Here is a 16,448-nt window from a genome sequence, read left to right on the forward strand (position 1 = left end):
GAGTGGAAAGGGCTGCTCCCGTCGATGACATCGTTGTCCACCTCCCCCTCTTCAGCGGCGGCCGCGGTTCCGCAGACCTCATCGGCCCCGGCCGACCGCGCCGAGCGGCCGGCCGACCGGCCACCGCTGTCTTTCGGCCAGCGTCGGCTCTGGGCGCTCTCCCAGCGGGAGGGTGCCAGTGCCGCGTACAACGAGCCGATGGCCTTCCGGCTGCGGGGGCCGCTGGACCGTGCGGTGCTGGGGCGGGCGCTGGACGCGCTGACCGCCCGGCATGAGGCGTTGCGCACCCGGCTGGTGCCGTTCGAGGGCGAGGCGTACCAGCACATCGATCCCGCGGACACCGGCTTCGCACTCGCGGTGGACGACCTGACCGACTGCCCTGATGACGAGGACCGGCTGGCCGAACTGCTCCGCCAGGAGACGGTCGTCCCGTTCGACATGGCCGCCGAACCGCTGGCCCGTGGCCGCTTGGTGGTGTTCGGCCAGGACCACCACGTCATCGTGCTGACGGTGCACCATGCGATGTTCGACGGCTGGTCCCGGAGCATGATGCTGCGTGAGACCGGTGCGCTCTATTCCGCCCTGCTGCGTGGTGAGCCGGATCCGCTGCCCCCGCCACGGTGGCAGTACACCGACTTCACCCGGTGGCAGCGGGAGTGGATGACCGGTGCGGAACCCGCGGCACAGGAGGAGTACTGGGCCGGGAAACTGGCCGGTGTGCCGCCCCTGCTGGAGCTGCCGACCGACCGGCCGCGTCCGGCGGAGCAGGAACACACCGGTGACCGGGTGCACCTGGAGATCGGTCCGGAGTTGACCACGGCGCTCAAGGCGGTCACCAGGGAGCATGGGGGTTCGCTCTTCTCGACCCTGCTGACCGGCTGGTCGATCGTGCTGTCCCGGCTCTCCGGGCAGCAGGACCTGGTGGTGGGCACCCCGACCGCCAACCGCCGGCGCGGCGACGTCGGCGGCATCATGGGTTTTGTCGTCAACACCCTCGCCCTGCGAGTGGAGTTGGGTGACGCGCCGACCGGCTCGGACCTCCTGCGGCAGGTGCGGACCACGGTCCGGGCCGGGGTGAAGAACGTCGACCTGCCGTTCGAGCGGGTGGTGGAGCTGGTCAACCCGCCGCGCAGCGCCGCGCACACCCCGCTGTTCCAGACCATGCTCGCCTGGGTTCCGCCCATGGAGGCGGTGATGCGGCTGCCGGGGATCTCGGTGCGGCTGTTGCCGATGCCGTTCGCCCCGGCCAAGTTCGACCTGGTCCTCGCGCTGGAGGAGGCGGACGGGCGCATCGTCGGCGATCTGGACTACGCCACCGCGCTCTTCGACCGGGAGACCGTCGAGCGCCATCTGCGCTACCTGGTCCGGGTGCTGGAGCAGCTCGCCCGGGAGCCCGGACGGCCGGTCACCGCGTACACGCTGCTGGACGAGGCGGAGACGGCCGAGCTGCTGGCCGACTGGGACGCCACCGGCACCCCGGCGGCCGCCGCGACGGGTACCGGCCGAGGGGCGGGGAGGACCACCGAACCGGCCGGACTGGTGCAACGGTTCGAGGCGCACGCACGATCGGCCCCGGGGGCCACGGCGGTGGTGGACGGGGAACGTCGGCTGACCTACGCCGACCTCGACCGGCGGGCCAACCGGCTGGCACACGCCCTGATCGCCCGCGGGGTGCGCCCGGACCAGGTGGTCGCCCTGCACCTCGGCCGGTCGGCCGAGCTGGTGGTCGGTGTGCTGGGCGTCCTCAAGGCCGGTGCGGGCTGGCTTCCCCTGGATCCGGGCCAGCCGTCCGAGCGGCTGGCCGCGATGGTGGCCGACGCGCGCCCGGCCCTGGTACTGACCGACCAGCGGGACACACCGGAGGACTGGCACCCGCTGACGGCTGTGGAGGCCGAGGACGGACGGGACAGCGCTCCGGGTGTCATCGTCCCGCCCTCACATCTGGCGTACGTGATCTACACCTCCGGCTCCACGGGCCGGCCCAAAGGTGTCGCGGTGACCCACGGCAATGTGCTCAACCTCTTCGACCAGTGGCTGGCCCGGTTCGGCGCCACCCCGGGCGAGGCGACCTCGGTCTGGTCCAGCATCGGGTTCGACGCCTCGGTCCACGAGCTGCTGCTGCCACTCGTCACCGGAGCCGAAGTCCACCTCGTACCGGAGGAGTTGCGCGGCGACCCGGCCGCGCTGATGCGCTGGCTGGGTGAGCACCGGGTGGTGCAGGCGTTCCTGCCACCCGCCTACATACGGTGGATCGACGAGGACCCGGAGGCCAGGCTGGCCGGGCTGGACCTGCGCCAGTTGCTCACCGGGGTGGAGTCACTGTCCGAGGCCGCCCTGCACCGGATGACCTCGGCCCTGCCCGGGCTGCGGATCTGTTTCGGCTACGGACCGACGGAAACCACGCTGTACAGCACCGCCTATCTGGATCCGCAGCCGGTGGACCGGCCGTGTCCGATCGGCAGGCCACTGCCCGGCACCCGGCTCTACCTGCTCGACGAACGGATGCGGCCGGTGCCGCCCGGTGTGGTGGGCGAGGTGTACATCGGCGGCGCGAGCGTGGCCCGCGGATACCTCAACCAGCCGGAGCTGACCGCCGAGCGGTTCCGCAGCGACCCGTTCGTCACCGGCGGCCGGATCTACCGCACCGGCGATCTGGCCCGCCGACTGCCGGACGGCAACGCCGAGTTCGTCGGCCGTCGCGATGACCAGATCAAACTGCGTGGCTTCCGGATCGAGCCCGCCGAGGTCGAGGCGGCGCTGCTGGCGCTGCCGGGGGTGCGGGAGGCCGCGATACTGGTCGACCGCGACCCCGCCGGTGAACCACGGCTGGTGGCGGGCATCGGACGCGGCGAGGCGCCGTCCCGGCAACCGCACGAGTGGCGGACGGCCCTGGCCGAGCGGCTGCCGGACTACATGATCCCGGCGGTCTTCGTGGAGCTGCCCGCCCTGCCGCTGGGCCGCAGCGGAAAGCTGGACCGGACGGCCCTGCTGGAGCGGGCACGGGCGGCGCAACCGGTACAGGTCAACACCACGACCCCGCGCGACCACGTGGAGATGGCGCTGCGCGGCATCTGGACCCGGCTGCTGCTGCATCCCGGCATCGGCATATCGGACAACTTCTTCGACGTCGGCGGCACCTCCATCTCCGCCATCAAGATGGCCCATGCGATCGGCGAGGAGTTCGGCGAGACACTGCCGATCCGGGAGGTGATCCGCCACCCGACGATCGAGGCACTCGCCGGACGGCTGCGCCGGGGCGCCGCCGGGACGCCGGGTACGAACCTCATCGAGTTCCGGGCCGGCGCCGGACGGCGACGGCTGGTCTGCGTCCACCCGGCGGGCGGTACCGCCTTCTGCTACCTGCCGCTGGCCGGCGCCCTCCCCGAGGACATCGGGGTCTGGGGCGTCCAGGCGCCGGGCCTCAACCCGGACGAGACGCCGCTGCCCACCGTAGAGGCGATGGCGCAGGCGTACCTGGAACTGATCGACCCCCGCCCGGACGAGTCGTTGCTGCTGTGCGGGCTGTCCTACGGCGGCCTGATCGCGCATGAGATGGGCCGGCGGCTCGCGCCGGCCGGCCACTCCCGGCTGAGCGTGGTGCTGCTCGACACCCAGGCCACCGACGACCCGGCAGAGCGGGCCGCGATCCAGCCGGTGGAGTACGAGGAGTTCACCGAGAAGCTGGTGCGGTTCAACGGCATGTACCCGGGCATCGAAGCCGACCAGCTCACCCGGTACTTCGAGACGTACAACCACAGCAGGATGACCGCCCGCGCACACGAGCCGCGGCCGACCACCGCCCGGCTGACCCTCGTCGAGGCCGCCGCCGACGGGCCAGGCGCCCGGGGCCCGCACCCGACCCGCGACTTCTGGCGGCGGCGGGCCGGGGCGGGGCTCTCGGTGGTGCCGCTCGACTGCGGCCACTGGGAGCTGCTGGAGGGAGCACAGGTGTCGTCGGTGGCCGAGGTGATCGTCGCGGAGCTGAACCGGCTGGACACGGACCCCGGCGAACCGGCCGCTCCGACGGTGGCGGTGGAGCTCTGATGGCGATGCCGACGCACGGCCTGCCCCCGGCCGAGCGGCCGGGCCCTCATGACCCGTCGGTCCCGTCCGGGGCACCGGAGGACGGGATACCCGCCCGGGCGGCGACCGGTCTGGCACACGGCGTACACCTCCAGGCCCAGCGCACCCCCCACGCGGTCGCGCTGGTGGACGGCGGCCGCCGGTTCAGCTACACGGCGCTGGACACCGCGGGAGCCGATGTGGCCACGGCGTTGCGCCGCCACGGGGTGCGCCCCGGCGACGCGGTCGCCGTCGGTCTGCCTCGTTCGTGGCACCTGGTCGTGGTGGTGCTCGGCGCACTGCGGCTGGGTGCCCGCGTGGTACCGCTGGACACACAGAGCCCACCGGAGCGGCAGGCGCACATCCTGACGGACTCGGGCAGCGTCGTGCTGGTGCACGGCGCCACGGCGCCACACGATCCGCCCGCCACCGTGCGTACGCTGCCCGCGGTAGGGCTGCTGGCCGCCGTGACGGACGCCGATGAGCCCGGCGACGGCGAAGCCCCGGCGGATGATGTCGTCGACGGGTTCCCCGAGCGGCCGGGCGGGCTGATGCTCTACACCTCGGGCACCACCGGCCGGCCCAAGGGTGTGGAGCTGCCGGAGGCCGGTGTGATGCGGATGGCCCTGCCCGGCTGGCTTCGGCTCGAGGCGGGGGCACGCTACTCCTGTCTGTCCAACCCGGCCTTCGACGCGATCAACTTCGAGCTGTGGACACCGCTGCTGACCGGCGGTTGCTGTGTGGTGCTCCGTGATGAGGACGTCCAGTCGCCGCACCGGCTGGCCGCCGCGCTGCTGCGCGAGCGGATCGACACCGTGCTGGTCACCACCGCGCTCTTCCACGCCGTGGTGGACACCGTGCCCTCCTGCTTCGCCGGAGCACACCAGGTGCTGGTCGGCGGTGAACAGCTCAACCCGGCCGTGGTGCGGCGCTGGTACGAGCACAACGCGAGCGGTTCCACCGTGCTGCGCAACGCCTACGGGCCCACCGAGGTGTGCACCATCGCGCTCAGCCACCCGCTCCCCCGCGACGTCGACGCGGAGGTGGTGCCGGTCGGCAGGCCGATACCGGAGACCGGGGCGCTGCTGGTGACACCGGACGCCGAACGCGTCGCCGGACCGGGCGAGGTGGCCGAACTGCTGCTGTCCGGGCCCGGCGTGGCGACCGGCTACCGCGACCTGCCGGAGGAGACCGCCCGCCGGTTCGTCCGGCTGCCCTGGTACGACGACGGCCGGGAGCGCTACTACCGCACCGGTGACCTGGTACGGGCCGATGACGACGGCGTCATCAGCTACCTGGGCCGGGTGGACCGGCAGGTGAAGGTACGGGGGTTCCGGATCGAGCCCGCCGAGGTGGAGCGGCGTATCGCCGCGCATCCGGCGGTGCGGCAGGCGTACGTCTGCACCCGGGAGGTTCCGGCGACCGCCGGACACGAGCTGGTGGCCTATCTGGTGGTCGCCCCGGAACTGGACTTCGAGGAGTTCGACCGGCATCTGACGTCCGCCGTACCGGCGTATATGAGACCGCACCGGGTTCACCGGGTGGACGCGCTGCCGCTGACCGGCAACGGCAAGGTGGACCGAGCCGCGCTGCTGCGCGGCTCGGACCGCCCGTGGCAACCCTCCGCCGGGGCGGGTCCGGTGGCTCCGGTCACCGCCCTCCAGCGCGAGGTGCTGGAGATGGCCGAGGAGGTACTCGGCACCTCCGGACTGCGCCTGGCCGACCGCTGGATCTCCAGCGGCGGCGACTCACTGCGCGCCCTGCGGTTCCGGTTCGAGATCCGCCGCCGCTGGGGCCATGAGCTGGGTCAGGCGGCGGTGATGCACGCCGACTTCGCCGCCATCGCCGAAACCATCGAGCAGGCGGGCTCGGGGGCCGGTCCGCGCTATCCGGTGCCGACCCCGCCGTCCGGTGCCACCCGTGGCCCGGCCACCAGCGAACAGCAGCGGCTCTGGCTGCACCACCAGCGCTTCCCCGGTACCCGTGGCTACACGGTGGGCCAGACCCTCCGGCTGGACGGCGCGGTGGACCGGACCGCGCTGCGCCGTGCCCTGTGCGACCTGGTGGCCCGGCATCCGGCCCTGCGAACCGGTTTCGAGCCGTCGCCGGACGGTCTGCTGCAAGTAGTGGGCGAGCCGTACGACCCGTGGACCGAGCCGGAGGCCACGGCGGCCGCCGGTGAGGAGGCGGCGGCCCGCGCCGACCGGTTCTTCGCCGAGCCGCACGATCTGGCGTCTCCCCGGATGCTGGCCGCCTGCTGGCTGCCGGACCCGAACGGCGGCACGCTGCTGCTGCGGCTGCACCACATCGCGGTCGACGGCTGGTCGCTGACCGTGCTCTTCCGCGATCTGTCCGCCTGCTATGCCCGGGCGCTGAGAACACCGAAAGCCGCGCTGCCGGAGCCCTCCGCCGCGCCCACCCCGCTGGACCACGCCGCCTGGCAGGCCGACTGGTTCGCCGGGGACGGGTACCGGGCACTCCGCGCCGGGCTGCGCGAAGTCCGGGCCACCGGCGAGGAGCCGGATGAACCGGCGCGGCAGAGCCACGAGCGATCCCTCCCCGAGGGCAGACTGCTGCACACCGTGCTGGACCCGGACCGCCGCGCCGCGGTGGACCGACTCTGCGGTGAACTCGACCTGAGCCGCTTTGAGTTGCTGCTCGGGGTGTTCGCCTGGAGTCTGTACGCGGTCACCGGCCGGACCCGGCCGCGGATCGCCACTCCGGTGACCGGCCGCCCGGTGCGGGAGTTCGAGTCGAGTGTCGGGATGTTCGCCAACACCGTGCTGCTGCCGGTGGCGGTCGCGCCGCGCGGCGAGCTGCGCGCCGAACTGCTGCGGCTGGGCACGGCGGTCCGCGAAGCCCTGGAGTGGCAGGACGTCTCGCTCGCCGATGTCCTGGAGGACCGTGACCATCCGCCCGGCCGGCCCCCGTTCGACGTGCTGTTCGTGCTGGAGAACACCGACTTCGGCGCGCTGGAGCTGCCCGGGGTCACCACCCGTCCGGTGTGGCGGGCACCAGCCGAGGCCAAGACGCCGCTGACCGTCTCGCTGGTGGAACACCCGGACGGCTTCGACTGCCTGTGGGAGTACGCGGCCGGCCACTTCACGGCCGCCGAGATCGACGCTCTGGACCGGCTGTTCCGGACCGGACTCGACCTGCTCGGCGCGGGCCGGTCCGCCACCCCCGTCGAACTGGCGGCCCCCTACCGGCGCGGACTGCCGGAATTCGGCCGCGGCGCCGCGCCGGCCGAGGGCTGGACCACGGTGGCCGAGGGCTTCGCTCTCCAGGTCACCCGGACCCCGGACGCCCCGGCCCTGATGGCGGCGGACGGCCCCGTCACCTACGCGCGGCTGGACGGGTGGGCCGCTGCGCTCGCCGAGGAACTGCGCGCCGCGCACCCCCTGCCTGCCGGTGACGCGCGACCGCGGCATGTGGCGCTGTACCTGGAGCCCTCGGTGGAACACGTGGTGGCGCTGCTGGCGCTCGCCCGGCTCAACTGGACCGCGGTACCGCTGGACCCGGCCTACCCGGCCGGGCTGGTGCGGCAGATCCTGCACCAGGTCGACCCGGTGTGCGTGCTCCTCGCGCCGGGCCACGGACCGTCGTTCGACGTGGTCGACCCGGGCGGCGCACCGCGCCGGACGGTCACCCTGGCGGAGGGCGAGCGGCCCGCCGTGCCGCTGCCGCCGCACACCGGCCGTCCGCTGTACACGCTGTTCACCTCCGGCTCCACCGGGGTGCCCAAGGGGGTCCAGGTCTCCGACCACACACTGGCCAACCTTCTGCACTGGCAGACGGCCGAGGGCGGACTGGGCGCACCGGCGGTGACCCAGCAGTTCTCCATGCTGTCCTTCGACGTGTCGTTCCAGGAGATCTTCACGACCCTGTGCGGTGGCGGCTGTCTGCACCTCGTACACCGTGGATGGCGGCAGGACGTCCCGGCCCTGCTGGACCAACTGGAGTCGGCCGGTGTGGAGCGGATCTTCATGCCGTACGTGGCGCTGCAGCTGCTGGCCGAACACGCCGTCCATCTGGGCCGCTACCCGTCCCGGCTGCGGGAGGTGGTCACCGCGGGCGAGCAACTGGTGTGCACCGACGCCATCCGCCGCTGGTTCGCCGGTCTGCCCGGCGCCCGGCTGTTCAACCACTACGGGCCGACCGAGACACATGTGGTCAGCGCACTGTGCCTGGACGGGGATCCGCAGCGGTGGCCGGAGCGTCCGGCCATCGGCACCCCGGTGGCGGGCGCGCTGCTGCGGGTGGTGGACCCGGCGGGCGAGCCGCTGCCCGCCGGTTGCGTCGGTGACCTGCTGATCGGCGGCACCATGGTGTCGCGCTGCTATCTGGGCGACACGGCGCTGAACCGGGAGCGCTTCGCCGAACTGCCCGGCGCGGGCCTGTTCTACCGCAGCGGCGACCGGGCGTCCTTCGGCCACGACGGACTGCTGCACCACCACGGCCGGGACGACCAGCAGATCAAGCTGAGCGGGCACCGGCTGGAGCTGGGCCAGGTGGAAGCGGCGCTGCTGCGCCACCCCAGGGTGGTCAACGCGGTGGTGGTCCCGGAGGGCGGCGGGCTGACCGCCTGTCTGGAGTGCCGCGACACCACCCCTTCGGCCCGTGAGCTGGCCGACCACCTCGTGCCACTGCTCCCGCCCCATGTGCGGATCGACCGGTTCCGTCGGCTGGAGTCGCTGCCGCGCACACCGAGCGGCAAGTTGGACCGCCGTACGGCGCTGCGCACACCGGGCGAGGAACTGCGCCACGCCCCCGCCGACGGGCAGCCGCTCTCGCACGCGGAGAGCGAACTGGCCACCGCCTTCGAGACGGTGACCGGTCTGCCCATCGGCCCGGACCAGACGTTCTTCGCGGCCGGTGCGTCCAGCCTGGCGCTGATGCGCTTCCATCTGCGCTGCACCACCACGCTGGGTCTGCGGTTCGAGATCGCCGACCTGTTCGAGCATGTGACGGTACGTGCGCTGGCCCGCTTCCTGGACGGCACGGGGCCGGACCGCCGCTCCGTCGCGAGCGCCACGGACCCCGCGGACGCCGCGGATCTCCCCGCACCTGCCGGCCGTGCTCCGCTCGGGCGCGCCGGGTCCGGCGCGTCATCGGCGGAGGTCGCCGGGACGGCGGGCCCGGAGCCGATCGCTGTGGTGGGGATGGCGGTGCGGCTGCCCGGCGCTCCGGACCTGCGGTCCTTCTGGGAGCTGATCCGGCACGGCGGCCGGGGCATCGAGTACTTCGACGCCCCGGACGGGCTGGTGGGAGCACGCAGCCAGATGGACGGGCTGCTCGAGTTCGACCCGGAGCACTTCGGCATCAGCCGGCAGGAGGCCCGGCTGATGGACCCACAGCAGCGGCATACGCTGATGACCTGCGTCGAAGCGCTGGCGCACGCCGGTATCGCCGACACCTCGGACCTCCGGGTCGGGCTGGTGGCGAGCGCGGGCGAGAACACCTACTTCCAGGGGATGCTGCGGCAGACCGATCCGGACCGGTTGCCGGACGGGTTCCAGCTCGCGCTCCACCACGACAAGGACTTCCTGGCCACCAAGGCCGCCTACCACCTCGATCTGACCGGCCCCGCGTTCACCGTCCAGGCCGCGTGCGCCAGTTCGCTGTTCGCGGTGCACGTGGCCGCCGGGCTGCTGCGGCAGGGCGACGCCGAGGTGATGCTGGCGGGCGGGGCGCTGGTGGACACCGGGCTGAGCGATGGATACCGCTACAAGCCGCAGCACATCTACTCCGAGGACGGCCACTGCCGGTCCTTCAGCGATGACGCCACCGGCACGGTCGGCTCCAGCGGGGTCGGCATGCTGGTGCTCAAACCGCTGAGGCTGGCACGCAGGGCGGGCGACACGGTCTACGCGCTGGTCACCGGGTCGGCCGTCAACAACGACGGGGCGGACAAGCTCGGCTACAGCGCCCCGTCGCTCGCCGGTCAGCGCGAGGTGATCCGCACCGCCCTGCGCCGCAGCGGTCGTACCGGCGCCGACCTCGGCTACGTCGAGGCGCACGGCACCGGCACCCGGCTCGGTGATCCGGTCGAAGTCGGCGCGCTGCGCCAGGCGTTCGAGGTGCCGGAGTCCGGCCGGACCGCACTGAGCTCGGTCAAGAGCCAGATCGGCCACCTGGGCGCGGCGGCCGGAGTGGTCGGCCTGGTCCGGGCGGCGCTGTCCGTCCACCACGGCCTGATCCCGCCCACACTGGACTTCCGCGCCCTCAACCCGCAGTTGGGCCCCGACCCCACACCGTTCTACATCCCCACGCGGGCACTGCCCTGGCCGTCCGACCGACCGCGGGTGGCGGCGGTCAGCAGTTTCGGTATCGGGGGCGCCAACGCGCACGCGGTGATCGAAGCGGGCGAGCCGGGACGCCCGGCCGACCCGGCTCCGCCCTGTCTGCTGCTCTCCGCCTCCAGTGAGGTGGCGCTGCGCGCCGACGCGGAGCGGATCGCCGCGTACCTCACGGAACACCCGGAGGCCTACCCGGCGGTCCTGCGGCACCTCCAGGCCGGCCGGCCCGCCCGCCGCCGGCGGATGGCGGCGGTCTGCCCCGACGTGGCCTCGGCAGTGCGGTGGCTGCGCACCGCCACCAGCACGACGGTCGAGCCGGGGGCCGAACGGGTCACGGCGGCGGACCACGGCGCGCCACGGCTGGTCGCCGACTGGCTGGCCGGCCACCGGATCGACTGGCCGGAGGGGCCCGCGCAGGCGCCGTGGGACTTCCCCCCGCCCGCCTTCGCCCGGGCGGAGTACGACATCGAACGGGTCGCGGCCGCACCGGAGCCGACCACTGCCACCTGGCCCGAACGGCTGGCCGAGGAGGAGTGGCTGCACCAGCCGCACTGGGTCCGCTACCGCCGGGCCACCACCGTCGGCGCCACGGCCACCGGCACGGAGGCCGCCACCCATCCCCTGGTCCTGGTCACGGACGGCCCGGCCGATCCCGGGGAGGTACGGGCGCTGCGCTCGGTCCGTCCGCGGGTGGTGCTGGTGTCCGCGGGGAGCGGATTCGCCCGGCTCGGCGACGACTCCTACCAGGTGGACCCGACCGACCCGGCCTCGCTGGGCGCGCTGCTGGACGCCCTGGGCGACCTGGGCCCCGTGGACTGGCTGCACGCGGTGCCGCTGGGCGTGACCGGTCCGGTCGACACCGAACGGCTGGCCCGCGCCCGCCGGGCCTGTCTCGACGCCCCGGCCGCACTGGTCCGGGCGGCGGCGGGCCGGACCGGTCTCACACCACGCCCGGTGTGGCTGTCGTACCGGGCCCGGCCGGTGGACGGCCCGGTGGAACGGCCCGAGTTGGCACTGCTCGCCGGGGTCACCGAGGTCGCGCCACAGGAAGGCGCCACCGCCGGGCACTGGGTGGACCTCCCGGCCGCCGGGCCGTCCGGCTGGGCGGCGCCGCTGGCGGAGCTCCTGGCCGCCGACGGAGAGCCGCCCGCGCATCTGGCGCTGCGCCACGGCTACTGGTGGCGGCAGGCCACCCTGCCGGTACCGGCACCGCCCGCGGACACCCCCGTGGTACCGGCCGCGGCGGATACGGCCCACCTCATTCTGGGCGGCACCGGTGGAATCGGCGCCACCATCGCCGCATGGCTGCTGGAACGCACCCGCGGCCGGGTGCTGCTGCTGGCCAGGCGGCCGGAACTGCCGGAGTCGCTGATGCCGTGGGCCGACCGGATCGAACTGGTCGAGGCCGATCTGGCCACCGGCACCCCGGATCGGCTCACCTCACTCGTGGCCGGCCGTACGGGCCGGCTGGACACCGTGGTGCACGCGGCGGGTGCAGGAGTGGGAGGGCTGATCGCCCGCCGTGACCCGGCGGCGGCACACTCCGGCTCGGCCGCCAAACTGCACGGCGCGCTGCTGGTGGAGCGGCTGGTGGAACGGTTCCGGCCGCACCTGGCCGTCTACTGCTCCTCCATGGCGGGGACGCTGGGCGGGGTCGGCCAGCTCGACTACGCCGCGGCGGCCGGGGCACTGGACGCCTTCGCCCACCACGAGCCGCCCCGGCCGGCCGGCAGCGGGACGACCCTTCGTCTCGCCATCGGCTGGGACGTGTGGCGCGAGGCCGGGATGGCGCTGCGCGCACCGGCCACGGACATCCGCCACCAGGCCCATCTGGCGGTCGGGCTGACCGTGGCGGAGGGGCGCCGGACCCTCGCGCGGGCGCTCGCCACGCAGCTTCCGCAGGTGCTGGTCTCCACCACCGAACCGATGGCCTCACGCGCCTTCTACACCGGTCCCGCGCCCGCACCGGACACCGCGGACGCGCCACCCGGTCCCATGGCGGCCGTGACCGAACCAGCCGCGCTGCTGGGCGACTGGCTGTGCGAATGGCTGGGCCTTGACACCCTCGACCCGGACGATTCGCTCTACGACCTGGGCGCCGACTCGCTGACGCTGCTGGACCTCATCGGCGAGATGAAACGCCACTTCGACGTGGAACTCGATCTGGCCGAGCTGAGTCACCAGGTCTCACTGACCGAGGTGCTGACCCTGCTGGACCGGGCCCGCGTCCCGGTGCCCGCCGCCACCGGCACGGCCGAGGCGACCGATGACGTCACCCTCGAGGTGTGGCAGCGGGGCACCGGAGCGGAAGTGCTGTGCCTGGTGCACCCCGTCGGCGGAGACATCCAGGCGTACCGCGCGCTCGTCGCGGGCCTCGACCCACGGCTGACCGTGGCGTTGATCGCCGACCCGGCGCTGCGCCGGTCCGGCGGCCCGGAGTGGAACATCGCCGAGCGGGCCCGCCACTACCACGCGGCGCTGGAGGCACGTTTCCCGGCCGCCACATGGCACCGGCAGCTGGCCGGGTGGTCGTTCGGCGCATGGGTGGCCCTCGGTATGGCCGCCGAAGCGGAGGCGGCCGGCCGCCCCGCGGACGCGCTCCACCTGCTGGACCCGCCGCCACCTGGCTCCGGCCCGCTCTACCAGCGTTACGACGAGGGCGAGTTGCAGACGCTCTTCGCACACGAGCTGGGGCTCGGCGGAAGTGGCCGGGAGGGCGAGGCCGCCCGGGAGTACGCCGAGCGGCTCACCCGGCGCTGTCTGGCCAACCTCCGTGCCATGGCGGAACACCGGCTGCCGTTGCTGACCACCACCCCGGCGCGGGTGTGGCTGGCCCGGCTCCCGGTGAACGGCCTGCCGCCACTCGGCTCGCCCGCCGTGCAACGTGCGTCGTGGCGGGCCCACCTGACCGCGCCGGGCGACTGGCGGGAACTGGAGACCACGCACTACGGCCTGGTCCGCCCGCCCCATGTCGAGGCGATATCGGCCGCGGTCAACGCCGTCCACCACGAGGCGGCCGGCTGACCAGCGGTCGCGGACATCCCCCCCACCCACCCTTTGCCGCATCCAGCAGGGAGAGCCATGGAAGCGTACGAACTCGACGCCATCAAACGGATCACCACCCGCCCACGGGAGGCGTACCGGACCATCGAGGTCGCGCCGATCACCCCGGTCATCGGTGCCGAGGTCTCCGGTCTTGACCTCACCCAGGAGCTGACCGAGGAACAGCTCAGCGAGGTCCGCCGCGCCTTCCTCGACCACCATGTGCTGGTCTTCCACGAGCAGGACATCACCTTCGACGACCACAAGCGGTTCGCCGGCCACTTCGGCGAGCTGCGCCCGGTGAACCCGCCGCCACCGGAAGGCGACCCGTACCTGCTGGAGATTCGCACCAGCCCCGACGCGAACAACGTCGCCGGCAACGGCTGGCACGCCGACGGCACCGCGGACGCCGAGCCCTCGCTCGGCTCTATGCTGCACATCCTGCGGACCCCTGAGCCGGAGTGCGGCGGCGACACCATGTTCGCCAATATGCACCTCGCCTACGAGATGCTCTCCCCCACCCTGCGCGGGCTGCTGGACGGGCTGACCGCCGTGCACGACGGCGGGCTGTCGCTGAAGGGGTACACCCTGCCGCCGGACTACGTGGTACCGAAGTCCGAACACCCGCTGGTGGTCCGGCACCCGGAGACCGACCGCCCGGTCCTCTACGTCAACCCCGCCTACACCGACCGCATCCCGCAGCTTTCGGCCGACGAGAGCCGAGCGGTGCTGGACCTGCTCTTCAAGGTGGTCGCCGAACGCCCGTTGCTCTGCTGCCGGGTGCGCTGGGAGCCCAACACCCTGGTGTTCTGGGACAACCGCTGTGTGCAGCACCACGCGATCTACGACTACCACCCGCACACCCGCTACGGCCGCCGGGTGGCCATCAATGGCGGCCCGCTCAAGGGCTGAGCCATCGAGACGGACGTGCGCGGTGTGGGCCACCCGGAGGCCCGGTGGCCCACACCGCGCCCGTCATGTGGTGAAGGGCCGCCCGTCCCGGGTGAGGTCGGCTCACACCGGTGGTTGCGGGTCGTACTGGATACCACGTCGCACCTCCTGCGCGCGCTCCGCGGAGGCAAGCCGGGCCACCAGGTGAAGGGCCATGTCGATGCCCGCCGAGATCCCGGCAGAGGTGATCACGTCGCCGTCGTCCACGAACCGCTCGTCGGCCCGTACATCGATCGTCGGGTCCAGCTCCGCGAGGCGGTCCAGCGAGGCCCAGTGCGTCGTCGCCGACCGTCCCGCCAGCAACCCCGCCGCCGCGAAGACCAGCGAGCCGGTGCACACACTCATCATCAGGCGTACCGACCGCCGCTGGGACCGCACCCACTCCAGATGGCCGGTGTCGTCGAGCTGAGGACGGGTCCCCCGGCCACCGGGGTGCAGCAGCACATCCAGCGGCGGCATCCCGGCCATCGCATGGTGCGCCTCGATGGTGAGCCCCTTCGCACAGGTCACCGGTCCACCGTCGGCGGAGAGGCAGAAGACCTGCCACCCGTCCTGGGGAAAGGTGCGTGTCCAGTACGACAGGACCTCCCACGGACCGACCGCGTCCAGCTCCTCGACATCAGGGAACAGCAGGATCCCCACATTGCGTGTGTCTTCGTTGGCCATGCCGTGATCCAAGCAGAAGCGCTCTCCCCGCCCCGGAATTCCCACGCCGCATCGCCGCACCCCCGCCCCCTGCCACTCCCCGTCCGTCAGCCCTGCCTGCCGTCCTGACTGACCGGTGCGAGTCCGAGGACACCCTCGGGGTCGGCTGGGTTCACACCCCGCACATCGCCCACGTAGAGCCCGACCCGGGCCTTGTAGCGGTCGAGTGCGGTGCGGTCGCTCATGAAGTCCCGCAGTCCCAGCGGGTTCATCTGTGCGTAGTCGAAGATGTTCTTGCGCCCCGACGGAGGAGCGACGTCCTTGCGCGCGCTCCAGGTCCCGATGTCGTTCCGCTGGGCCTCCTTCGACAGCAGCCAGCTCATGTAGAGCCTGGCGGCGGCCTTGTGCGGCGCGGCCTTGAGGATGGCGGCGGTCTGGGGCCAGGCGACCCAGGGGCTCTTCCGGGGCAGGCTGGTGACGGAGCGGCCGGAGAAGCTGCCACCGCTGCCGAAGTTGGCCACGTAGTCGCCGGTGCCGACGAGGTCGGCCGAATCCTGGGTGCCACGGACGAACTTCGGGTTCTGGGCCATGAGCTTCTTCAGGTAGGCGAAGCCGTAGCGATCGGTGAGCTGCTTGAAGTAGTACAGGACGGCGTCGTCATCATTGGGGTAGGTGAAGACGAGCTTGTTCTTGAACTCGGGCCGCAGGAAGTCCTCGGCCTCGACGGGCGCCTCGTCCCCCAGCGTGGTGGCGGTGACATTGCCGAAGGCGTAGAAGAGTGCCCCCGTGAAGTAGCCGTCCGGGTCCTTGACCTGGTCGTACACCTGGTCCCAGCCGACCGGCCGATAGCGCTCCAGTGCGCCTTCCCGCTTCCATCGGGGGAAGTCGTCGAGCGTCTGCAGATGCGTGACGTCCACGACGACCTTCTTCCGGGCGATCTGGTCGTCGATACGGGCGTCGTGGTTCTTGCTGAAGTCCACGACCATGTTCACCTTCATCTTCGGGAACTTCTTGATGAAGGCGTCGCGGAGGTAGTCGGCCTGGCCCGGCTTGTCGCCGCCGGCGTAGACGGTCAGTGTGCCGCCCTCGGCCACGGCCGCCGCGTAGAGCTTCCGGAGTTGCTCCTCCTCGCCACCACCGGTGGTGTGCACGCCTCGTGCGCCGCCCCGCGCCCCGGAGGTGTCGGCCAGGGCGACCGCCATACCGCTGGTGCCCATCACCCCGAGCGCGACGGCTCCGATCAGAGTTCTGCGGGTGGCCTTCATGACAACTCCCCAATGCGTAGATGTACGTCCACGAGGTCGGCCGTGGCCCGGTCAGCATGCAGACGGAACTTCTGTGTTCCCTCTGAGGGGAAGCTGTGAGGAGTGCCCGACGGTGGGGCAAGGCGGCTGATCAGTACCCTCACCGCATGGGGCTGGACATCACGGTGATGATCGTCGACTGGTC

General features: G+C 72.6%; 5 protein-coding genes. 3 read left to right on the forward strand and 2 right to left on the reverse strand.

Annotation, left to right across the window (positions count from 1 at the left end; all coding sequences use genetic code 11):
• Nucleotides 1–24 precede the first annotated feature (24 nt).
• The 3 genes from NMK44_RS35655 to NMK44_RS35665 are packed head-to-tail and all read left to right on the forward strand — an operon-like array spanning nucleotide 25 to nucleotide 14,315.
• Nucleotides 25–4,044 (forward strand): non-ribosomal peptide synthetase, encoded by a 4,020-nt coding sequence (locus NMK44_RS35655; RefSeq protein WP_254751051.1) that lies wholly within the window; start codon nucleotides 25–27, stop codon nucleotides 4,042–4,044.
• A complete protein-coding gene (locus tag NMK44_RS35660) occupies nucleotides 4,044–13,385 on the forward strand; it encodes a non-ribosomal peptide synthetase (RefSeq protein ID WP_254751053.1) in 9,342 nt (3,113 codons plus the stop codon). Before NMK44_RS35655 ends, NMK44_RS35660 begins: the two co-directional genes overlap by 1 nt.
• 57 nt (nucleotides 13,386–13,442) lie before the next feature.
• Nucleotides 13,443–14,315 (forward strand): TauD/TfdA dioxygenase family protein, encoded by an 873-nt coding sequence (locus NMK44_RS35665; RefSeq protein ID WP_254751055.1) that lies wholly within the window; start codon nucleotides 13,443–13,445, stop codon nucleotides 14,313–14,315.
• A gap of 102 nt (nucleotides 14,316–14,417) precedes the next feature.
• On the opposite strand, the gene NMK44_RS35670 is transcribed toward NMK44_RS35665, so the two are convergent.
• Together NMK44_RS35670 and NMK44_RS35675 are read right to left on the reverse strand one after the other, a co-directional pair.
• Nucleotides 14,418–15,020, reverse strand: coding sequence for a DJ-1/PfpI family protein (locus NMK44_RS35670; RefSeq protein ID WP_254751057.1), 603 nt, complete (start codon nucleotides 15,018–15,020; stop codon nucleotides 14,418–14,420).
• An 86-nt stretch (nucleotides 15,021–15,106) separates the two neighbouring features.
• Nucleotides 15,107–16,264: an ABC transporter substrate-binding protein gene (locus tag NMK44_RS35675; RefSeq protein WP_254751059.1), complete on the reverse strand. Its 1,158-nt coding sequence runs from the start codon at nucleotides 16,262–16,264 to the stop codon at nucleotides 15,107–15,109.
• Nucleotides 16,265–16,448 lie beyond the last annotated feature (184 nt).

It is taken from the genome of Streptomyces cucumeris, assembly GCF_024295805.1.
GTDB classification, from domain to species: Bacteria; Actinomycetota; Actinomycetes; order Streptomycetales; family Streptomycetaceae; genus Streptomyces; species Streptomyces cucumeris.

Coding starts and splice junctions, on each gene's coding strand:
- NMK44_RS35655 (WP_254751051.1), top strand. CDS start 25: ATGACATCGTTGTCCACCTCCCCCTCTTCAGCGGCGGCCGCGGTTCCG.
- NMK44_RS35660 (WP_254751053.1), top strand. CDS start 4,044: ATGGCGATGCCGACGCACGGCCTGCCCCCGGCCGAGCGGCCGGGCCCT.
- NMK44_RS35665 (WP_254751055.1), top strand. CDS start 13,443: ATGGAAGCGTACGAACTCGACGCCATCAAACGGATCACCACCCGCCCA.
- NMK44_RS35670 (WP_254751057.1), bottom strand. CDS start 15,020: ATGGCCAACGAAGACACACGCAATGTGGGGATCCTGCTGTTCCCTGAT.
- NMK44_RS35675 (WP_254751059.1), bottom strand. CDS start 16,264: ATGAAGGCCACCCGCAGAACTCTGATCGGAGCCGTCGCGCTCGGGGTG.